The sequence below is a fragment of the Schaalia sp. JY-X159 genome, assembly GCF_014525425.1.
In the GTDB taxonomy this organism is placed as follows: domain Bacteria; phylum Actinomycetota; class Actinomycetes; order Actinomycetales; family Actinomycetaceae; genus Scrofimicrobium.
Map to the genome: position 1 here is coordinate 1 of NZ_JACEXI010000004.1, position 21086 is coordinate 21086.

Below are 21086 nucleotides of genomic sequence, written 5' to 3' on the forward strand. Positions count from 1 at the left end.
CAGTGAATCTCTAAAGGGAAACCCGCCCGATCCACCAGCAGGCCCACCACGATTTGGGGGTCAACCCGGCGTTCTTTAGAGAACCCGACCTTGCGGTAGTCATCCTCTTTCTCAGCCTCAAAATATAGGGTCGTCACGTCGTAAAGCAGCAAGGACAGGCCACTCGTAACTGCGGAGTGCTCGAAGCAGGCTGTAGCGATTTGGCCCCGGTAATCACGCTCCCCAGCCCTTGTGAGGACTCGTTTGAAGGTTGAGTAATGCACTGGGGTGACCCCCAGTTCTTCCAACACGCGGCGACTATCAACCATTGAAGTTGGCTCCACCAAACGGGCCAGCACCAGTTGAAAGAACCCCTCATCTGCAATTACATCAAACCCCAGAGCATCCCACGCATTCTGGATCACTTCCACCAAGAGCCGTGATGACTGAGACTGCACAACCGCCCCGCCACGCACTGTGGGGTCTAAACCTAAATCCAGTTCCTCTTGACCCGGATGCAGCTTCTCCCGACCTACCTGCATTAGTGCGGCAAGTTCACCGGGGCTGTGAGCTGACCCAAGATGCTCAACAATGCGGTACTGGCCCCCACTCTTATCCACGATCTGCACCGCGGTCGCCCCCGAAGCAGTGGGAACTTTACGCAAAAAGGGACTCACCTGGGCATTCTACCAACCCCGTTAGTTACCCAAAACCCAAACCCAAACCACCCATGACCAGCACAAACACAAACCCAACACACCAAAAGAGCCCCAGGTGGTCCAAGTCAGGTTTCAGGAATTGCCCTCACGTCCGCTGTGCAAGTGCTGGCGTTCGTGCCAGAAAAGAAGAAGACAGTTCCGTCGGAGATTGCGGACTAGTCCATGATCGTCCGGCTCACCACGTCGCTGTCCGGAGTGATGAGGATTTCTCGATCATCCGTCATGATCTTGAGGAATCCGGGGTTGCTGTCGAGGACGTACCCGTAGATCGTTTCCTCTTGAAGGACGATCTGTTCTCTCTCAACCCAGGGGGTGTCTACTGTTGAGGCAACTGCAAGCAGAGCGACACCAATCACGATACCCACGTGAGTGCCGAGTCTCGCAACCTGGCGCCTCCAGCCCTTACGCTTCGCCAGCTTCGATACCAGAATCAACAGCCCTGTGAGGGCTACCGACCAGACGATCACCCACCACATGTGCAGGGTCCGGGTCAACACGTAGGCGGTTGCGAGGAGCACGACAATGATGAACCAGTTGTTAGCGCGGGTCTTACCCAGATCCCTCTTGGAAAGCCAATAGTCCCGGTAGATGGCCAGAGGTAGGGCAATGGCAATGAGGATTCCAGAAATGGTGGGTCGCTCAAACAGGGTGCCAAGAAGAATAGAGAAGGCATCGTCAAAATTGAATGACTCAGTAAGGGAAGCCACGACGGTCCAGTTCCAGTCCGCAACTGCGAACATCCTTAGAAATAAGAGCAGCGCAACTAAGCCAACCGTTATACCTGCTTCCCCACCCGTCTTCGCGAGCCAAGAGTCCTGCCCGGGGACCTTTTCGCTATCAGGTGAGTCATCACTCTGCTCGGCCGACTTGGCATTTTGGGGCGGGGTAGATGCCAATTGGCTCACAGTTCCTCCTCCTAGTACTACCGGACGCCCCAACTAGCTCATTTCTAGTGGGCGTTCTTACTCACTTTGAAAGCCTACACATGCAACCGGTTCCCGGTTGGCCTGATAGCATGATCGTCGTCCACCTCTATACGCGGTGGTAGTTTGGGCAATTGTCTTCACAGCAGAAGGCACGAATATCTGGAGGTACGCTCTGACCACGGCAACTGTGGCCAAGCCGGCGGAGAATCGCCTGCCTGACGCTACCCACAAGACAGAGACTGCACGGAGCAATCCTGCACGGCCGCTGTGGTGGTGGCTCGGCCTGGTGCTGCTCCTGGGCGTCGTGGTTGTGACGTTCTATCCCGGCATAGTCGACGCATTTAGCCATCCGATCGAGGACGTTCACAGTCCCGGCATGGCCGACTTCTTCCCAGAAACAATCATCTGGGGTGGGACTGCTTTCGAACTAAACCGACTCACTCTGGCACGGATCATCGCTGCCGCTATTGTTGCACTCATCTTTGCCGTGACGGCTGCTGGCGTGACACTCCGCCCATCTCGCGGCCAAATGCTGATTGAACTTGGCGTGTCGTTTGTTCGCCAGAACATTGGTATCGAGCTCCTCGGGACTCGCCGCGGCAAGCGCTACGGTACGCTCCTAGCCTTCACCTTCTTCGGCGTCTTGGGAATGAACCTCACCGGTATCGTTCCGGGAATCAACATCGCAGCATCTTCTGTAATGTCAGTTCCACTGGTGTTCGCGATTATCTCGTATGTGACTTTCATCAGTGCGGGTATAAAGGCACGTGGGGGATTGCGCTTCTTCAAGGAACAGTTGTTCCCTCCCGGCATCCCGTGGCCCGTGTACTTCCTGCTCACTCCAATCGAACTAATCTCAACTTTCATCGTGCGACCCGCTACGTTGGCTATTCGTCTTCTGGCTAACATGATTGCCGGCCACATGCTCCTAGCCCTGACATACTTCGGAACCCAGGTGCTGCTGATTGGCGTCGGAGCCCTGGTTCCCGTCTCCGCACTGACCCTGGCCGCAGCCGTGGTAATGACTCTGTTTGAGATGTTCGTGGCAGTACTGCAGGCCTATGTGTTTACCATCTTGACTGCCGTCTACATCAAGATGTCAGTCGAAGCCCACTAATCCAAACAACTGATCCCAACCAAAACCAAGTAACAACAGAAGGAAGAAACGATGACCGGTTCCATCACTATTCTGGGCTACGGCCTTGCAACACTCGGCCCGGGCCTCGGCATCGGCATCCTGGTTGCGCGTACACAGGAAGCCACAGCACGCCAACCCGAGGTCGCTGGTCGCCTCTTTACGAACATGATTATCGGTGCATCCCTAATCGAGGCCCTTGCCCTGATCGGCTTCGTTCTGGCATTTATTGTCTGATGGTTGCAACCATGCCGTTTCCAGCTGAGGCCGCAGCCGTAGGTGGCCTTGATGTTTTGATTCCGCCGGTTTATGAGATCTTCTGGTCGGCGCTAATCATGCTTGGGCTGTGGTTGGTGCTGGGCAAAGCGCTTCCGAAAATCTACGGAATGATAGATGACCGCCGCGAGATGATCGACGCGGGACTCGATGCTGCCGACAAGGCGAAAGAGGATGCTTCACTCGCGAAGCGTGAGCGTGAAGAAGTTCTTCGCAAGGCGCAGGAAGAGGCCCGGGAGATCCGCGGTGACGCACAGAAGGACGCAGGCCGAATTGTGGCCCAAGGTCGCCATGAAGCCCAGGCTGAAGCAGCTCGAATTACCGAAGCTGCAAGCCGTCACATCGCCACGGAGCGCGCTGCTGCCGCAATATCATTGCGTCAAGATGTGGGTACTCTAGCGACACAGCTGGCAGAGCGCATCGTTGGCGAACAGCTCACAAATGAAGAACTGTCACAGCGTGTAATCGACAGGTTCATGAGCGATGTTGAGGCCGACTTGGCTTCGACCCCCACGGGAGCGGATGCCTAGTGGGAGCGGAACAGCAGTCGAACCTTCAGGCCGCACGCGACCTGCTTCACCGGGACATCAAGATTGGTCCCCAGGGTGAAGCAGTCGGTGCTGAACTGTTTGGTGTTTACGACACGCTGAGCCAGAACCGGCGCCTCCTGCGGGCACTGACGGACCCTGGCCGAACGCCAGTTGACCGAGTGAACCTCGCTGAGAGTGTTTTCTCCGCGCGGGTTGGCTCAGTCACCATGGCAGTGATCTCCCTGCTGGTAGGCCAGCACTGGGGTCATCAGGACCAACTGGGGACCACAATTCGTGAACTCGGCATGGACGCGTATGTTCTCGCAGAGGATTACGAGAAGAACCCCGACCTCAGCCAGCAGCTTGTGGATGCCTACGCGCTGATTGCCAGCAACCGCGACTTGCGGATTCAACTGTCTGACTTGGGGGAGGGTGACGCCGACCAGAGAGCCGCCCTCGCGGGGAAAATTTTTGAGGGCCACGTCAGCCCAATCGCGCAGAAGCTAATTATGCGGGCAGCCCACGACGTGCGCTACGGGCACCTAGTGCAACTGCTTCGGCGAATGGCGGCACGGGCTTCTGACATGAATGGCAGGGCACTGGTGGTATGTAGTACTGCTCGTCCATTGACTGAGGCCCAGGCAGCCCGGATGGCATCACTTGCTGAGCGGAAGTGGGGACGTCCCGTGGACATGGCGCAAGTGGTTGACCCATCGTTGATCGGCGGCTTCCGTCTCGATATAGGCGAGGAATCAATCGACACCTCGATCCGTACGGATATTGCCATGGCACGTCTGGCCATGGCTAAGTAGCAACAGACCTCTCTCACATGACTTGGACACAGAAGCGATTAGGAACGATCAATGACTGATCTTGGGATTCGCCCGGAAGACATTCGGGCAGCGTTGGACTCTTACATTGAGTCATTTACGCCCGTGGACGCAACGGCCGAGCAGGTCGGTCACGTTACTGAAACCGCCGACGGCATCGCGCAGGTTGAAGGTCTTCCGGGAGCGATGGCCAATGAGCTCCTGAAGTTCGAGGACGGAACGCTCGGACTCGCGATGAACCTGGAACCGACCAAGATTGGAACGGTCATTCTGGGTGACTTCTCAGGGATTGAAGAAGGTCAAGAAGTTCGCCGCACAGGTGAGGTCCTCTCAGTTCAGGTTGGCGACGGCTACCTGGGGCGCGTGGTCGATCCCATGGGTAAACCCATCGACGGCCTCGGAGAGATTACGGACCTGGAGGGACGCCGCGCCCTCGAACTGCAGGCTCCCGGCGTCATGCAGCGTAAGTCGGTGCATGAGCCTTTGCAGACGGGCCTTAAGGCCATTGACTCCATGATCCCGATTGGCCGTGGACAGCGTCAGCTGATTATTGGCGACCGGCAAACTGGCAAGACTGCTATCGCGATCGATACGATTCTGAATCAGAAGGACAACTGGGCAACGGGTGACCCCAAGAAGCAGGTTCGCTGCATTTACGTTGCCGTTGGACAGAAGGCGTCGACCATCGCTGCCGTCCGCAAGACTCTTGCTGATGCTGGTGCACTGGAGTACACGACCATCGTTGCTGCACCGGCCTCGGACCCCGCAGGATTCAAGTACTTGGCTCCCTACACGGGATCCGCTATCGGCCAGCACTGGATGTACGGTGGAAAGCACTGCCTGATTGTCTTTGACGATCTTTCAAAACAGGCAGAAGCCTACCGCGCAGTGTCACTTCTGCTTCGTCGCCCACCGGGCCGTGAGGCGTACCCGGGTGATGTCTTCTACCTCCACTCGCGTCTTCTAGAACGATGCGCGAAGCTGTCGGATGAACTCGGAGGCGGCTCCCTGACGGGTCTGCCAATCATTGAGACCAAGGCAAACGACGTCTCCGCCTACATTCCGACGAACGTCATCTCAATCACCGACGGCCAGATCTTCCTGCAGTCGGACCTTTTCAACGCCGACCAGCGCCCGGCGGTTGACGTTGGTGTCTCCGTCTCCCGTGTTGGTGGTGACGCGCAGATCAAGGCTATGAAGAAGGTTGCGGGCACCCTGAAGCTGACGCTTGCCCAATACCGTTCGATGGCCTCGTTCGCCATGTTTGCTTCCGACCTCGACGCGACCACTCGGGCGCAGTTGACACGTGGTGAGCACATGATGGAGCTGCTGAAGCAGTCGCAGAGTTCCCCGATGAGTGTTGAGGATCAGGTCGCTGTGATCTGGGCAGGCACGAAGGGATACCTAGACGACCTCGAACTCAAAGAGGTTCGCCCCTTCCAAGACGGTCTTCTGGACCACTTGCGGGCACACACAGATGTTCTGGAGAGGATCGTCGCTACGGGAACGCTCGAAGAAGATCTCGAGAGTGATCTGAAGAGTGCGGTTGAGGACTACCACCAGTCGTTTGTAGTCTCGAAGGATGGGGCAGCAGAGGGCGAAGTTGAGGCCGAGCGTACCCAAGAAGAGATCGTCCGCACGCGCGGCGGTGCGAAGAAGGACTAGGAATGGGTGGTCAACAGAGGGTCTACAAGCAGAAGATCCGCGCAACTGAAACGCTTGAAAAAGTCTTCAGAGCGATGGAGATGATTGCTGCTTCTCGAATCGGTGCCGCACGTAAGCGCGCAGTCGAAGCAGATCCTTACACGCGTGCCCTGACGGCGGCCGTTGCGGCCGTTGCGGTGCACTCGGACATCCACCATCCGCTCACACAGGAACGTTCTGATACGAACAGGGTTGCAGTTCTTGCCATTTCCTCGGACCGCGGATTGGCCGGGGCGTACTCGGCAACAATATTGCGTGAAACGGCACGGCTGATGGAAGAACTCCGCGAGGACGGGAAGGAGCCCGTTCTCTTCACCTCCGGTAAGCGGGCGGCGCAGTTCTTCAGATTCCGTGGCATCCCAATTGAGAAAGCCTGGGAGGGCGACTCGGACCGTCCGTCCGAAGAACGTATGTACGAGGTCGGTGACACACTACTCAAGTACTTCCTCGATCCAAACCCTGCAACAGGTGTGGCTGCGGTTGAAATTGTCTTCACCAGGTTCATTTCCATGGTGAAGCAGATACCTGAAATCCGCCAGATCGTGCCGCTTAGGGTCGTCGATGCTCCCCAGGGAGAAGGCGAGGGCGAAGGCGAGCTGGGCTTTGGTCCAGATGGTACGGGCTTCCCAGAGTATGAGTTCATTCCAGATGTGGACAGCGTTCTCAACACGCTACTTCCTCTTTACGTAACCAATCGCATTGCGACCGCAATGGTCCAGTCCGCAGCGTCGGAGTTGGCAGCACGTCAGCAGGCAATGCACACGGCAACAGAAAATGCCGGAGACTTGATAACCGATTACACCAGGCTTGCAAATGCGGCACGCCAGGGTGAAATAACGCAGGAAATTAGCGAAATCGTCTCGGGTGCAGACGCTCTTTCGCAGGCCAACTAGACAACACGGATTAGGCCCCCGTGGCCGCGGAAAGAGACAGAGATGGCAGACGAAAAGACTAAGCCCGCCGAGGGTCGCGTTGCGCGCGTTGTGGGTCCCGTAGTTGACGTTGAGTTCCCCCCGGATGCGATCCCCCCGCTCTACAATGCGTTGCTCGTAGATCTCGATCTACGCGGCCAGGGCGAGGGCGAAGGGCTGACAACTCTAACCCTTGAAGTTGCCCAGCATCTGGGTGACAACATGGTGCGAACCATTGCACTGAAGCCAACTGATGGATTGGTGCGCGGGGCGCAGGTAACTAACACGGGTGGTCCAATCACAGTCCCGGTTGGTGAAGTGACCAAGGGCCACGTCTTCAATGTGACAGGCGAATGCCTGAACTTGGAGAAGGATGAGGTTCTCGACATCAAGGAGCGCTGGCCCATTCACAGGGACGCGCCCTCGTTTGACCAGCTTGAAGGTCAAGAGAAGATGTTTGAGACGGGGATCAAGGTCATCGATCTGCTTACTCCGTATGTGCAGGGTGGAAAGATCGGACTCTTTGGCGGTGCGGGCGTCGGCAAGACCGTCCTCATCCAAGAGATGATCCAACGAGTTGCACTGGACCATGGTGGTGTGTCTGTGTTCGCCGGGGTGGGTGAACGAACACGTGAGGGCAACGACCTCATCCACGAAATGGAAGAGGCCGGCGTCATGGATAAAACCGCGCTGGTCTTCGGCCAGATGGACGAACCGCCTGGGACGCGTCTACGTATCGCCCTCACAGGGCTGACGATCGCAGAGTACTTCCGCGATGTTCAGAACCAGGACGTGCTCCTCTTCATCGACAACATCTTCCGCTTCACTCAAGCGGGTTCTGAAGTTTCGACACTCTTGGGCCGTATGCCTTCAGCGGTCGGCTACCAGCCGAACCTTGCAGATGAGATGGGCATGTTGCAGGAGCGCATCACCTCTGCCGGTGGAAATTCGATCACCTCGCTGCAGGCAATCTATGTTCCTGCTGATGACTACACGGACCCGGCGCCTGCAACGACGTTTGCTCACCTTGATGCGACAACCGAGCTCTCACGTGAGATTGCTTCACGAGGCTTGTACCCCGCGGTTGATCCACTGACGTCAACGTCGCGACTGCTTGATCCGAAGCACGTTGGCCAGGAACACTACGATGTTGCAACCCGGGTGAAGTCGATCCTGCAGAAGAACAAGGAGTTGCAGGACATCATCGCAATCCTTGGTGTTGACGAACTGTCTGAAGAAGACAAGGTCACTGTTGCTAGGGCGCGGAGGATTCAGCAGTTCCTCTCACAAAACACATACATGGCGGAGAAGTTTACGGGCCTACCCGGCTCCACGGTTCCCCTCTCGGAGACGATCGAAGCGTTCAAGCGTATTGCTGACGGCTACTACGACCATGTTCCAGAGCAGGCTTTCTTCAACATCGGCGGCATCGAGGATATCGAACGTAGATGGAAGGAAATCCAGGACGGTGAGTGACGCTAAGCTTCATGTTGAAGTTGTCTCTCGGCTGGAACCCCTCTGGCAAGGGAATGCCTCATATGTGGCGGTCCCAGCGGTGGATGGGCGCTTGGGTATCCTCACGGGTCGCCAACCTCTTCTGACGGTATTAGAAGCCGGAGAGGTTGAGATCCAAGCGCAAGGGGGAGTGAAGGTGACTGTCTCAATCGACGGTGGCTTTGCATCCGTTGATTCAGACTATGTGACGATCGTCGCCCAGGGCGGAGAGATTTCTTCCAAGTAGTGTTGCAGAGTCACGAAACCGGAGGCGAGCATGAGTGCAGGGATGATTTTTCTTGCTGTCTCCGCCTTGATCCTCGTGGTTATCCTGGCGATGCTGACCTTCTTGGGACTGCGCGCAGCGATCCTCGTGGGTAGAAAAGCCTCATTTAGTACGTGGATCATTCGGCCGGGTGACGACCAATGGATTCGTGGTGTAGCGCTCTACGGACAAATCAATCTGGCTTGGTACCGTTTGGCCAGTCCGAGGACGACACCGGACCTGCTACTGCCACGGGCCTATCTTGAAGTGGTGGGGGGACCAGTCCCAACAGCGGACAATAGCTACATCATCGTCCGACTCCGCTCCCCTCAAGGTCTCTTCACCCTTGCGTTGGCGCAGGGAGACGCTGCCGGGCTGATCTCTTGGGTGAACTCCGCACCTCCCGGTCTCCGTGGATAGCCAGGGTTCCTAGGTTTCTTCTGAAAGGGGTACGCGTTGCGATTGGTCATAGCCGATTGCTCGGTGGACTACACGGGTCGGCTTGATGCCCATCTGCCGCGTGCAAGACGTCTGCTCATGCTCAAAGCAGACGGCTCCGTGTTGGTTCATTCCGATGGGGGTTCATACAAGCCACTGAACTGGATGACAGCTCCGTGTGTCCTTACGGAACGCGAACCGGATGAGGACGAGTCAGAGCTCGGTGTCGTGGCCGTGTGGACTGTGCAGCCAAAGAAGATGGATGGTGCCCTACTTATCCGCATCTACGAGAAGATCGCGGAAGTTGTCGAGGAGCTGGGGGAGGACCCCGGCCTGCGCAAGGATGGGGTAGAGGCCCACCTCCAAGAGCTCCTGGCAGAACAGGTTTCCACCATTCTCGGACCGGGGTGGCGCCTGCAACGTCGTGAGCACCCAACGCCGATTGGTCCTGTCGACCTAATGGTCTATGACCCGCAGGGGCATCCTGTCGCTATAGAGGTCAAGAGGCGCGGCGGCATCGACGGAGTCGAGCAATTGACCCGCTACTTGGATCTTCTGGGGCGGGAAGAGCGCTACAAGGAGATTCGAGGAATCTTTGCGGGTCAAGAACTAACTAATCAGGCCAAAGTTCTTGCCGCGGACCGTGGTATTGAGTGTCTAAGCTTGGACTATGCGGCAATGCGGGGAATGGATAACAGTCAGGACCGCCTGTTCTAGTCAGAGAGTTCCAAACAAAGGCCGAAGGAAAATGAGTGATATTCAGTTACTAACGGGTTCAGTCGTGCTACCTGATAAAACCATCACGAACGGTGCAGTAGTGATCGAAGGTGAGCTAATAGCCTGGGTCGGAAGCCAGGCGGATCTGCCGGACCGTTACGCGGATGCCTCGCGGCTAGACGCAGACGGGTACATTCTCCCGGGCCTCATCGATGTGCACTGCCATGGCGGTGGCGGGGCTTCGTTCCCTGATTCCCTGACTGTGGCTGATGTCGAACAGGCGGCTAATGAACACCTGAAATATGGGACAACTACTCTGGTTGCCTCACTTGTCACAGCAGCAATCCCGGTGCTTGAAGAGAGGGCAGGTCTGTTGGCTGACGCCGTTGAGGCGGGCATCATTGCAGGCATTCATTACGAGGGACCATTCCTCTCTGAGGCGCGCTGCGGAGCTCAGAACCCCGCGTTCCTAGTTCCGGCAACGCCGACCGACGCAACGAAGCTAGTAGAGGCGGGCCGCGGGTATGCCGTATCCATCACGCTGGCTCCCGAAAGATGTTTGGACGAGGACGGTCGCGAGGCGGTTCGCCTGCTGGTTGAGGGAGGGATCCTCCCATCATGGGGTCACTCGGACTGCACGGTTTCGCAAGCAAACGAAGCCGTCGAAATGGGTGTTGACCTGCTTGCAGAGAACAAGATCCGCGGAGGCAAGGCCACGGTGACGCACCTGTTTAACGGTATGCCTCCGATGCACCATCGCTCTCCGGGTCCAATTCCGGCATTGTTGTCGAGCGCTCAGGACGGCGAAATCATTGCTGAGATGATCTGCGATGGGGTGCACCTCGATCCACTGCTGGTCAATGAGGTGGCCCAGATCGTCGGGCGCGACAATGCCGTCTTCGTCACGGACTCTATGGCTGCAGCTGGAATGGCTGATGGCGACTACGTCCTCGGACCCAATGCAGTCACAGTTGCCGACGGAGTTGCCCGTCTGACCGAAGGTGGAAATCTCGCCGGAGGAACTTCGCACATCATGGACCAGGTTCGCATCGCCGTTGTCGACGGGGGTATACCGCTGGAAGATGCCGTGTACATGGCAAGCAAGCAGGGAGCTAAGGTCCTGGGTCTTGAGGATCGCGGTGAGATCAAAGTCGGTCTGCGGGCTGATATCCTCGTGGCATCTGATGACTTGCACCCGGTTCGGGTGTTCCGCAACGGCGCCAGCGTCGTAGCCCAGTAGGGTCGTGCCAAAGTCTCGCGGCTCGAAGCGCGCCCACAACGGGAGGGAACACCGCCCTCTCAATATGGACGCGCTGAGGGGCGTGCCCCGCAGTGAGAGCGGGCCGGGCGGAGATAGTTACCAAGTTCAGCATGTAGGAGGTGGCGATAAGACGTACATTTGCCCCGGCTGTCTGCAACAGATCCCTGCGGGGACAGAACATGTCGTGGCATGGCCAGAAGATTCGCGCTTTGGGCGCCCTGTGGGCGTGCAGGCACGCCGACACTGGCACTCTGAGTGCTGGAGGCGAAGGTTGCGTCCCGACTAGGCCGATGAAAAGGGCCTAGCTGTTACTAAAGAGGCGGCTGATTCCAATGTGGCGTATCTTTGGCGTAGTACAGATTGTGTCCTAGTGCTCGCCATCGAGCCCAATAGCTGGTTTATTCTGTACTAACGCAGTATTTGGGAGGGAACTGGCCGTGAGCAAGGCGAAAAGATATTCGGTGCCCATCGTGCTCGGCATCATTGCCGTAGCATTGCTGGCTGTTGGCGCTCTGGCACTAACGGTGTGGCGCCCAGCCCAGCAGGTTAGCGCAACGCACAACCCCACAGAGCCATTTGCCATGACCCGCGCGGGCGTCTTCCCCCTCTATGCGGACAGTGTCAGAATCAATGTTACTGCCGAGCCAGACCAAGATGTCTGGCTTGCAGTTGGCAGCCCGGAAGACATCACCGCCTGGTTGCAGGATGAACCCTATGAGGAAATTGTTGGTCTGCTTGATCTTCAAACCCTCAAGACAATTCCCCACGGGGTTGAGGCGAATCCACAATCTGGAGAAGCTCAATCAGGTCGCGGCGCGGAGAGTGTGGAAGAGCCACAGTCAGGCGCTCAGGCTGCCAGTCCCATTAGCTCTGACATGTGGGTCGCGGAAAACTATGGGCGTGGCTCTGTCAGTCTCACCCTAAGTGGGGACGACATGGGACTGTCAATCCTCGCTGCAACTGACGGAGTGGGCCCCGCGCCAACGTTGACATTGACTTGGCAGACACCGCAATCAAACCTGCTGGCCGTGGCATCATTCATTGGTGCAGCGATTGCGACGATCATGGCGCTGATTATCGCCGTGTCGCTTGCGGGGGCAGCTCGTCGCCGGGCGTCAAGGTCTGAGGCGCTGCGGACGCTGGATGAGAGAGCCAGCACCGATACCGCAGAGATTGCTACTCTTCCGGAACTCTCCACGACTGACCACGTCGAGTCCACGAATGCTATTTCGGTGGAGGCTACTGAGACGGCGGATCCCACGGAGGTGGTCGCAGAAGACGCGGCAGAAACCGTGGAGTCAATCGACCAAGAAGTTGATGACGTGACGCCCTCGCGCCCCGACGCAGACTCGGCTGGTGATGCAGACTTAGCCGGTGATGCAGACTCAGCCGGTGATGAGGAACTCAGCGTGGCCACGGATGATATGGAAGCCAAGGACAAGCCGTCCACCAAGGATGATCAACCGTCACGCCTTGAAGCGTCTCGTAGCGAAACGGTCACGACTGATTCGGGAATGATGAACCTTTCTGCGTTGCAGCAGGGTGGGGGCTCGTTCCCAACCCGTCGAGCATTACGCGACGCGCACCGGCGCGGAGTAAGCCGCCTGGTTGTCGGGGAGCGAGAGTTTACGACGACCGCCACACCCACCGAGGAAGACCCCACCCCGGATCGGGTGCTCCACGAGCGCAGCGTGCGACCCAATAAGTGGAGTGAGGCTATGGGTGACGTCGAGCAGTGATTTGCCGCCATCCTCGCCGCCCGAGCAGTCTGGAAACGGAGAAAGCCATGAAGCGGTCCACAACAGCACTACTATCTCTAGCCGCTAGTTCCGCGTTAGTTCTTGCCGGCTGTTCCCAGCCCGTGCTGGAGGTTGCCGACCCACAGTCGGCAACGCAATCAGGTGCGCAGTCAGGTGCGCAGTCAGGCACAACCAATTCGGATCTTTCTTTGACCTTGACGGAAGACCAAGTGAGGCGAATCGTTGCTGATATTCAGGCGGATTTGGACGCATCGGTTGAAGAGAACGATACGTCGATTCTCGAAGAACGAGTTGTTGACCCCGCGCTGACCTTGAGAAAAGGCCAGTTTGTCCGAGCTGAGAAGACAGACACGGAGATTCCTGCACTGACCATAAACCAAGAGGTCTTCTCCGCGACTGTTGGTGACTCATGGCCACGTGTTCTGCTAGTAGCCTCAAATGCTTCGGGAGACCAGCCCGCAGAGGTCTACTTCATCACCCAGCAGTCCGCTAGAGACCAGTACAAGCTGGAGAACTGGACGCGGCTAGTTGGGGGCACCTCCGTGCGTGGCGTCGGTATCCGTGACGGATCCAAGGTGTTGGAGGCCGATTCCGAGGGCCTAATTATGACCCCGCAGGAAACACTCACAACCTACGTTAACCATCTGAATAGTCCTGACAACGAAGAGTATGCCCTCTTTGACGACAACGTCTTTGCTCCCAGGTATGCCGAGGAACTTACTAAGGTCAACGAGGCGGTACAGGTGGCCGGCAGTGTTACGGCCTCGGCTGCTGTGGGGGACTATCCCATCGTGGGCGTCTCATTGGATACTGAACAGTCGTTGGTATCGGCGGCTTTCACATACTCGATGACGTACAGTCGCACGGTTCCGGGATCAACGCTGGAGATGGCGGGAACTCCTGCTGCTTATCTTGAGGACAAGAACGTTATCGGTTCTGTCAGCGTCAATTATCTAGTGTCAATCTTCTTCGTTGTCCCGCCACAAGGATCTGACGAGAAAGTCTCCGTCGTGGGTTCTGAGCGTGTCATCACGTCGGTTGACCGGGATGACACAGAGCCAGCAGGCTAGCCTCGGCTGGAGGGGAATTTGGTGGAAGCTGTGGAATCGAGCAATTTTGGTGGCGTAGACCTGTCACATATGGTTGCAGACCAAGTCGCTCCAGTAGCTGATGGGGGTCTTGAAGGCTCCGGGCTGGCGCAGAATGTTCCCGCGCCACTTGTCGTAGATGTTACAGAGGCGACCTTTGAAGAGCAGATGGCGCTCTCGCAAGAGGTGCCAGTGGTCCTCGCGCTGTATTCTCCACGATCCCTCGCTTCCAAACAATCCCTTGAGATCTTGGAGTCGCTGATACGTTCAGCAGACGGGTCCTTGCAGCTCGGACGGGTTGATGTTGAAGCTAGTCCGCAGCTTGCAGCCGCATTCCAGGCGCAGAGTGTCCCAGCAACATTTGCGATCATTGCAAGGCGCCCCATTCCCTTGTTCGAGGGCGTACCAACACCGGCAGAGGCGCAGCGCATCCTCACAGAGGTGCTCCAAGCGGCGCAGCAGCTGGGTGTGACCGGACGTCTCGAAGTTTCTGATGAAGACACGGAGATTCCAACACCTGAAGAGCACTTACCAGCCCGAGCTGCCGAAGAGGAAGGCGACTGGGACGGGGCGGTAAAAGCGTGGAAAAAGGTACTGGCAAACAACCCCGCAGACAAGGAAGCCAAAGTCGCCCTTGCTAGAGCGCGGTTTGAGCGTCGCTATGAAAAGGAACTAGCGGGCGGGGCAGCGATGACTGAGTCTCCCACAACATCTGCTGACGCTCACTTCGCGGCTGGTGATGAGCAAGGGGCATTTAACGTCCTACTTGATGCACTGATCTCAGCAGAAGATGAGAGCGACAAAGAGAAGTACCGTCGCGCCCTCGTCGGCTTGTTCCCAATAGCGAGTGACACCGCAGCAGTGAAGGCCGCGCGGAACAGACTTGCCACGCACCTCATGGTGTAGGCGGGGCACCTCTCGCCCCGACTACCCCTCCGCCACGTAAGGTTGCCGGGATCCCTTAGAGTTGCTCGTAATTCGCAAGAACGGGGGCAACCTTAGGGGATTACGGCAACCTTACGTGCAGATGAAGACGATTGATGTGGCTTAAGGGGCTTTTGCAGAAGATGCTGTGGGTATTCCTCTCGCCTCTACGACCGGTCACCGCTGCCGTCACTACCCACCCCCTCCCCGCGAGATCGAATAGTATCGACATATTACACTGTTATTGGACCCGAAGCTGTCGATACTATTCGATCTCGCGGTTTGAGATGGGGGTGGGGGGACCCGCCGTAGCGAATCCCCCCACCGTAAGTGCTCTCTGCCCTAGCTCCTCACAAGGCTACTTCTTGACGGGCCGAAGGAACGTTGCAGCCAACGGCGGAACAGACAGCGACAACGAATGATCACGATTGTTCCAGTGCAGCTCCTCCGAATGTAGGACGCTGGGGTTCGTCACCCCTGATCCTCCGTAGGCCAGGTCATCAGAGTTGAGAACCTCTTCCCAATCACCACCGAATGGTAGACCGACCCGGTAGTGCTCGTGCGGGTTACCAGCAAAGTTGATGATGCAGAGCAGATGCTCCATCTCTCCATCTTCGTTGCGTCCCTGGCGCACATAAGAGACCACGTTGTGGTCCGCATCCCCCGCATCGATCCACTCAAAGCCGGTGTAGTCGTCATCCCACATGGCAGGCGACGAGCGGTAGATATGGTTCAAATCCCTGACAAGGCGCGCGACCCCCTGATGTTCCGGGTTATCGAGGAGCCACCAGTCGAGGCTATACGACTCGCTCCACTCGCCCTCCTGCGCGAACTCTTGGCCCATGAACAAGAGCTGTTTGCCGGGGTGTGACCACTGGTATGCGTACAGCGCCCTGGTGTTTGCGAGTTTCTGCCACTTGTCGCCGGGCATCTTTGCGATTATCGAGCCCTTGCCGTGGACGACCTCATCATGAGACAGAGGCAAAATGAAGTTCTCCGAGAATGCATAGACAAGTGAGAAGGTCAGCTCACCATGGTGCCAGCGACGGTTAACCGGATCTTCTGCCATGTAGCGCAGAGTGTCGTTCATCCACCCCATGTTCCACTTCAGGCCATAGCCGAGGCCCCCGCCAGAAGTTGGCGCCGTAACACCGGGCCAGGCAGTCGATTCTTCGGCAATCATGATGACACCCGGGTAGCGGCGGTAGACAGTGGCGTTGGTTTCCTGGATGAACTGGATGGCCTCAAGATTTTCTCGCCCACCGAACTGGTTGGGGCGCCACTGACCCTCTTCACGCGAGTAGTCCAAGTAGAGCATCGATGCGACGGCATCCACACGTAGGCCATCAACATGGAACTCTTCAAACCAGTAGTTCGCGTTTGCGACTAGGAAGTTACGGACCTCATTGCGACCGAAGTTGAAGACGTAGGTTCCCCAGTCTGGCTGTTCGCCGCGCATCGGGTCCCCGTCCTCGTACAGAGGGGTGCCATCAAAACGGGCAAGCGCCCAAGCGTCCTTTGGAAAGTGTGCGGGAACCCAGTCCAGAATTACCCCGATACCGGCCTGGTGGAGCTGATCGACCAGGTAGCGGAAGTCATCAGGATAGCCAAAACGTGCAGTTGGGGCATAGTAGGAGGTGACTTGGTAGCCCCACGAGCCACCGAATGGGTGCTCCATGACAGGCATGAACTCTACGTGGGTGTAACCCATCTCCAGCAGGTAGGGGACCATCTCATCAGCGAGGTCGCGGTAGGAAAGACCCTGCTTCCAGGACCCAATGTGGCATTCGTAGATCGAAATCGGTCCTTCATGAACATTGGTCTCAGCGCGTTTGGTGAGCCACTCTTCGTCTTCCCATTCGTACTCAGAGTGCGTTACCACCGAGGCCGTAGCAGGGGGGACTTCCGTAGCATTCGCGAGAGGGTCTGCCTTTTGGAACCAGTTGCCTTCCGGTCCCTGGATCTCAAACTTGTATCGAGCGCCGATCTGTACGTCCGGGATGAAAAGCTCCCAGATGCCGGAGGACCCCAGGGAGCGCATCGAGGACCCCGAACCATCCCAGTAGTTGAAGTCGCCAACGACCCTCACTGCGCGCGCATTTGGTGCCCAAACTGCAAATGCGACTCCATCGACGTCACCCATGGATCCAGAGAGGTGCTTGCGGTGGGCTCCGAGGGTACGCCACAGCTCTTCCAATCGGCCTTCGGAGAACAGGTGTTGATCCAGTTCGCCAACAAATGGAAGGAAGCGGTAGGGGTCGTCCACCACGGTGGTGGTATCGCCGTAGCGAATACGGAGACGATAGTCAGGAACGGTATCGCCAGGAAGAACAGCAACCCACACGCCGTTGTGTTCGTGGCTTGCCGGGTACTCGGCGTCAGCGGTCACTACGGTCACCTCATCAGCGAGGTGACGAACGGTGCGGACAGTCACGATCCCATCTTCGGGGTGACCGCCTAGCACAGAGTGAGGCGAGTGGTACTCACCTCGAGCGACCGAATCCAGGACTTCGGGGGATATGGAAACAGGCTGATTAGTCATAGCTTCAAGTCTCTCACTTTGGATTGTTCACCGTGCAGATTCGCAAGCACTTCCAGGGCGGCTAGCGGGACCCTTAGGTAGTCGGGACGATACTTGGCCTCATACTCGACCTCGTAGAGCGCCTTCTCAATTTCTAAGACGCCGAGAATCATCAAGTCGGCGTCAGTAAGTGCGCTCTCTGAGCTGTAGCCCCTAAGAAACGCATCGCGAGCATTCTTTGTCCACATCGTCGTATCGGGTCCATCGTTGGCCCGTTGCCACGCGTAGTCAAAGGATCTCAACATCCCCGCAATGTCCCGAAGCGGTGTGTCCGGAGCGGAACGCTGCGCGATATCGGCCAGTGGTTCCCCTTCAAAGTCGAGGACGTACCAGGAACCATCCGGTGATCTGAGGGTCTGGCCCAAATGGAGGTCGCCATGGATTTGTTGGGTCTCGATCGAGGTGATCAATCCCCCCATATTGTCGGCGAGTACTTGTGTGAGTCGCTTCCTAAGATCCGCATGCGGCCAGCTCATGTCATCTAGGCTCGCGCGCTTGAGGCCGCCTTCCACCCTCTCCGCCAAGTCTGCAGGAAGAAAGGGGGTCCCGGAGCCGAGGGCGCTCCGCAAGCCGCCGTGCATCTGTGCGGTTAGGATACCGAGGGCGGTGGCTTCACGGCTCGGATCCTCACCCTTGGTCGCCAAGTCCACAAACAGGTCAAACCCGTCCGTCGCACCCGTGATCATTTGTGACACAACCGCTGAGCAATAGGGGAATCCCCCGAGGTCATCTGGTAGTGGCGGAAGGTCCCACGTGGCATAGAGCTTTGGGACGCCGGACCATCCCGTCTCCGTGAGCGCGGTAGGAAGCTCCACCTCGGGATGAACGCCGGGTTGAAGGACTCGGAACACCTTGGCTATCAGGCGAGTTGCCCCGCCTGTGAGGATCACAGAGCTGTTGGATTGCTCCATGCCCAATGGTCTTACGTTCGCGGCCGACTGGGCTAGTTCCGCCCTCGTGCCCGCTAGGACCGAGGCGACGTGCACCCATGCCTTCCAGAACAAGGGTTCTACAGTCCCGTCCCAGAGGGACCCGTCCTCGGTGGTTGCGACAAGGGTAGCCGAGGACGGGTTCGCGCTTTCTGCTGCTGCCACCAAGGGGACTTGCAGGAGGGGTCCGTTCTCATCAAGACGCGCCACGAGGAGCAGCGCATGCGCATTCTCTTCGCCTTTAGAAGGCAATCGCCACAGGACAACCGGGTGCAGATCTTGGTATCCGGTCGGACACCAACGCTGCTGCAGTATCCACGGGGAGACAGCGCTGGTGACCTTCGCGGTGAAGTCAGGATCCAGCGCTTCAACTTCATTGTTGTTTGCCATGCGTGAACCTATTCTAGAGTGCTGATGGCACGCACAGAAAAGACGTGCCCAGTACGCGTCCACGGAGACAGTCGAACGTAGTTCTCCCGGCCCCACTGATAGGTTGCCCCGTCGAGTTCATCAACCAGTTCCAGTGCCACAGGTGCGCCTCTGTCCTCATGGCCGTCCATCGCGCCAAGGCGGGTCCTTGTTTCCGGCTCCAGCAGGGCATCTCTGTCAATGTAGATCGTTGATTCGACCTCGTTGTGGGGATCCAAACTCACCACAACGATCACGGTGTCGTCTTTGCCAGTCGGGGAGAAACGGGCGGGGACGTGCTTTGAATAGCAGAGGACGTTCTCATTAGTGGTGTGGTGGAACGTGATTTGGTGCAGCTGCTGCAAGGCCGGGTGGCTCGCACGCGCAGAGTTCAACTGCTTCAGAAGGCCAGTGATCCCGGCCTGCTCAATGGCGTCCCAAGGGCGGACACGATACTCATACTTCTCATTGTCGATCTGCTCTTCAAAGCCAGGCCGCTGCACATTCTCAACCAGTTCATAGCCCGAGTAGATTCCCCAGGTCGGTGAGCCGGTAGCAGCCAGAATTGCCCGAATCGCAAAGATTGAGGTGCCGCCGGTGGTCATCTGGTTCGTGAGGATATCGTGAGTGGTAGGCCAGAACGCGGGTCGCATAACATACGCGGTGTCTTTCGCGACCTCCTCGAAGTAATCGATTAGCTCCTGCTTTGACTCCCGCCAGGTGAAGTACGTGTAGGACTGCTGGAACCCCACCATTCCCAGGGTTCTCATCATCGCGGGACGCGTGAAGGCCTCCGCTAGGAAGAGGACGTCGGGGTGCGTTCTGTGCATGTAGTTGAGGAAGCGCTGCCAGAACGGGATCGGCTTGGTATGGGGATTATCGACGCGGAATATCCGCACACCGTGGCTGATCCACACTTCCACTACGTCGACAATGGCCTGATAGATGCCCTCAGGATCATTGTCGAAGTTGAGAGGGTAGATGTCCTGATACTTCTTAGGTGGGTTCTCAGCGTAGGCAATGGTGCCGTCGGCGCGGGTGGTGAACCATTCGGGGTGCTCCGTGACCCAGGGATGATCAGGCGACGCCTGCAACGCTAGGTCGAGGGCGACTTCCATGCCCTGCTTTGCGGCCTCTTTTACCAGCCTGTCGAAATCTTTGAACGTCCCCAAGTCCGCGTGAAGGGCATCATGGCCTCCATCTGGCGAACCAATCCCATATGGCGATCCCGGGTCTCCCGGGTGAGCATCCAGGGCATTGTTACGACCCTTGCGGAACGTGGTGCCGATGGGGTGGACTGGGGTGAGGTAGAGGACTGTGAAGCCCATGGAGGCGATGTTCTTGACGCTTGCGGTTAGCGCATTGAGCGTTCCTGACTTCCAGGTTCCGTCCTCGGCTTGAACTGCGCCGAAGGAGCGAGGGAACACTTCGTACCAGGATCCGTACAGTGCGGCCCTACGATCAACACGCAGTGGGTACTTCACGGTGCATTCGATGAAGTCTCGCAGCGGGTAAGCCGCCATTGCTGCCTCGAGTCGGGATGAGACTGCAGCGGCGAACCGTGTCGTCGGGGAGATCGAAGTATCGCGAAGTGTTTCGATTGCCAAGAGCATCTGCTTTCCAGCGTCGCTATCCGGCTTGACCTTGCGGTAGGCGGGAACACTTGGGGGACGCTGGGCCCTCCGGTAGTCTCCGCGAACCGCCCGCTCCAGCACGCGCGCGCCCTCTTCGCACATGAGATCCGCATCAACACCGGCCCGGATCTTTATCGATGCATCGTGCTTCCAAGTTGCCCACGGATCAGACCACGTGTCAATCCTGAACGACCAGTCTCCAGGAGCGTCGGGCATAACCCACGCTTCAAGACAATCAACTCCCGGAGCAATCAGGTACATGCGGGTACGAGAGTATTCTTTGCGGTCCGGAGTTACGAGGACGACCTCGGCACCGAACTGGTCGTGGCCCTCCCTAAAGACAGTTGCGCGGACAGGGAATGCTTCACCTTCGGTTGCTTTTGCGGGGAGGGTCGCATCGGCAACTACCGGAAAGACTTCGATGGCAGGTATACGGCTGAGAAGGCGCGGATCATTCGTGTTCACACACACAGCTTACCGAGTGTGGGGCAATGACCAGACCAAGTTCATGAATGACGTTATGGCCTTGAGATCCGTTGCGCCCGAAGAATCTTTCACAGGCGGGCAAGAAAGTGTG

Annotated in this window: 19 protein-coding genes and 1 pseudogene; 15 read left to right on the forward strand and 5 right to left on the reverse strand. The window is 57.5% G+C overall.

The window, feature by feature from the left end; all coding sequences use genetic code 11:
- Positions 1-656: pseudogene (locus IDL90_RS07465) on the reverse strand (IS1634 family transposase); the annotation flags it as partial.
- A gap of 197 nt (positions 657-853) precedes the next feature.
- A complete protein-coding gene (locus IDL90_RS07470) occupies positions 854-1603 on the reverse strand; it encodes a hypothetical protein (protein WP_187994986.1) in 750 nt (249 codons plus the stop codon).
- Positions 1604-1739: 136 nt separating this feature from the next.
- Here IDL90_RS07470 and atpB point away from each other — a divergent pair, with 136 nt between their 5' ends.
- The 15 genes from atpB (at position 1740) to IDL90_RS07540 (ending at position 14939) form a co-directional block, all read left to right on the forward strand.
- The gene (gene atpB / locus IDL90_RS07475) at positions 1740-2741 is read left to right on the forward strand and encodes a F0F1 ATP synthase subunit A (protein WP_316930309.1); all 1002 of its coding nucleotides are present in this window, start codon (positions 1740-1742) and stop codon (positions 2739-2741) included.
- A gap of 51 nt (positions 2742-2792) precedes the next feature.
- Positions 2793-2996 carry an ATP synthase F0 subunit C gene (gene atpE, locus IDL90_RS07480; protein WP_182141996.1) on the forward strand — a complete coding sequence of 68 codons (204 nt, stop codon included), beginning with the start codon at positions 2793-2795 and terminating at the stop codon, positions 2994-2996.
- A gap of 11 nt (positions 2997-3007) precedes the next feature.
- Positions 3008-3565 (forward strand): F0F1 ATP synthase subunit B, encoded by a 558-nt coding sequence (gene atpF, locus IDL90_RS07485; protein WP_182141997.1) that lies wholly within the window; start codon positions 3008-3010, stop codon positions 3563-3565.
- On the forward strand, positions 3565-4377 hold the full coding sequence (locus IDL90_RS11720; protein ID WP_182141998.1) for a F0F1 ATP synthase subunit delta: 813 nt from the start codon (positions 3565-3567) through the stop codon (positions 4375-4377). The genes atpF and IDL90_RS11720 overlap by 1 nt, the downstream gene beginning before the upstream one ends.
- A gap of 51 nt (positions 4378-4428) precedes the next feature.
- Positions 4429-6060 (forward strand): F0F1 ATP synthase subunit alpha, encoded by a 1632-nt coding sequence (atpA, locus tag IDL90_RS07495; protein ID WP_182141999.1) that lies wholly within the window; start codon positions 4429-4431, stop codon positions 6058-6060.
- Positions 6061-6062: 2 nt separating this feature from the next.
- The gene (locus IDL90_RS07500; RefSeq protein WP_182142000.1) at positions 6063-6992 is read left to right on the forward strand and encodes a F0F1 ATP synthase subunit gamma; all 930 of its coding nucleotides are present in this window, start codon (positions 6063-6065) and stop codon (positions 6990-6992) included.
- Positions 6993-7034: 42 nt separating this feature from the next.
- Positions 7035-8486 (forward strand): F0F1 ATP synthase subunit beta, encoded by a 1452-nt coding sequence (atpD, locus tag IDL90_RS07505; RefSeq protein ID WP_182142001.1) that lies wholly within the window; start codon positions 7035-7037, stop codon positions 8484-8486.
- Positions 8479-8751 carry a F0F1 ATP synthase subunit epsilon gene (locus tag IDL90_RS07510; protein ID WP_182142002.1) on the forward strand — a complete coding sequence of 91 codons (273 nt, stop codon included), beginning with the start codon at positions 8479-8481 and terminating at the stop codon, positions 8749-8751. The genes atpD and IDL90_RS07510 overlap by 8 nt, the downstream gene beginning before the upstream one ends.
- Positions 8752-8781: 30 nt before the next feature.
- Positions 8782-9189 (forward strand): DUF2550 family protein, encoded by a 408-nt coding sequence (locus IDL90_RS07515; protein ID WP_182142003.1) that lies wholly within the window; start codon positions 8782-8784, stop codon positions 9187-9189.
- Positions 9190-9225: 36 nt separating this feature from the next.
- Positions 9226-9924 carry an endonuclease NucS gene (nucS, locus tag IDL90_RS07520; RefSeq protein ID WP_187994988.1) on the forward strand — a complete coding sequence of 233 codons (699 nt, stop codon included), beginning with the start codon at positions 9226-9228 and terminating at the stop codon, positions 9922-9924.
- Positions 9925-9955: 31 nt separating this feature from the next.
- Entirely contained in the window at positions 9956-11164 is a 1209-nt protein-coding gene (locus IDL90_RS07525) for an N-acetylglucosamine-6-phosphate deacetylase (protein ID WP_182142005.1), read from the forward strand.
- A gap of 64 nt (positions 11165-11228) precedes the next feature.
- Positions 11229-11471: a hypothetical protein gene (locus IDL90_RS11540; RefSeq protein WP_259349598.1), complete on the forward strand. Its 243-nt coding sequence runs from the start codon at positions 11229-11231 to the stop codon at positions 11469-11471.
- Positions 11472-11622: 151 nt separating this feature from the next.
- Positions 11623-12924: a hypothetical protein gene (locus tag IDL90_RS07530; protein WP_182142006.1), complete on the forward strand. Its 1302-nt coding sequence runs from the start codon at positions 11623-11625 to the stop codon at positions 12922-12924.
- A gap of 47 nt (positions 12925-12971) precedes the next feature.
- On the forward strand, positions 12972-14015 hold the full coding sequence (locus IDL90_RS07535; protein WP_182142007.1) for a hypothetical protein: 1044 nt from the start codon (positions 12972-12974) through the stop codon (positions 14013-14015).
- A gap of 30 nt (positions 14016-14045) precedes the next feature.
- A complete protein-coding gene (locus IDL90_RS07540) occupies positions 14046-14939 on the forward strand; it encodes a co-chaperone YbbN (RefSeq protein WP_182142008.1) in 894 nt (297 codons plus the stop codon).
- Positions 14940-15315: 376 nt separating this feature from the next.
- On the opposite strand, the gene glgB is transcribed toward IDL90_RS07540, so the two are convergent.
- The 3 genes from glgB to IDL90_RS07555 are packed head-to-tail and all read right to left on the reverse strand — an operon-like array spanning position 15316 to position 20974.
- Positions 15316-17499, reverse strand: a complete 2184-nt coding sequence (glgB, locus tag IDL90_RS07545; protein ID WP_182142009.1) for a 1,4-alpha-glucan branching protein GlgB — start codon at positions 17497-17499, stop codon at positions 15316-15318.
- Complete coding sequence (locus IDL90_RS07550; RefSeq protein WP_182142010.1) at positions 17496-18857, reverse strand: phosphotransferase; 1362 nt, start codon at positions 18855-18857, stop codon at positions 17496-17498. Before IDL90_RS07550 ends, glgB begins: the two co-directional genes overlap by 4 nt.
- 8 nt (positions 18858-18865) lie before the next feature.
- Positions 18866-20974 (reverse strand): maltotransferase domain-containing protein, encoded by a 2109-nt coding sequence (locus IDL90_RS07555; RefSeq protein ID WP_187994989.1) that lies wholly within the window; start codon positions 20972-20974, stop codon positions 18866-18868.
- Positions 20975-21086 lie beyond the last annotated feature (112 nt).

Coding starts and splice junctions, on each gene's coding strand:
- atpA (WP_182141999.1), top strand. CDS start 4,429: ATGACTGATCTTGGGATTCGCCCGGAAGACATTCGGGCAGCGTTGGAC.
- IDL90_RS11540 (WP_259349598.1), top strand. CDS start 11,229: ATGGACGCGCTGAGGGGCGTGCCCCGCAGTGAGAGCGGGCCGGGCGGA.
- IDL90_RS07515 (WP_182142003.1), top strand. CDS start 8,782: ATGAGTGCAGGGATGATTTTTCTTGCTGTCTCCGCCTTGATCCTCGTG.
- IDL90_RS07525 (WP_182142005.1), top strand. CDS start 9,956: ATGAGTGATATTCAGTTACTAACGGGTTCAGTCGTGCTACCTGATAAA.
- IDL90_RS07550 (WP_182142010.1), bottom strand. CDS start 18,857: ATGGCAAACAACAATGAAGTTGAAGCGCTGGATCCTGACTTCACCGCG.
- IDL90_RS07535 (WP_182142007.1), top strand. CDS start 12,972: ATGAAGCGGTCCACAACAGCACTACTATCTCTAGCCGCTAGTTCCGCG.
- glgB (WP_182142009.1), bottom strand. CDS start 17,499: ATGACTAATCAGCCTGTTTCCATATCCCCCGAAGTCCTGGATTCGGTC.
- atpE (WP_182141996.1), top strand. CDS start 2,793: ATGACCGGTTCCATCACTATTCTGGGCTACGGCCTTGCAACACTCGGC.
- atpD (WP_182142001.1), top strand. CDS start 7,035: ATGGCAGACGAAAAGACTAAGCCCGCCGAGGGTCGCGTTGCGCGCGTT.
- IDL90_RS07500 (WP_182142000.1), top strand. CDS start 6,063: ATGGGTGGTCAACAGAGGGTCTACAAGCAGAAGATCCGCGCAACTGAA.
- atpF (WP_182141997.1), top strand. CDS start 3,008: ATGCCGTTTCCAGCTGAGGCCGCAGCCGTAGGTGGCCTTGATGTTTTG.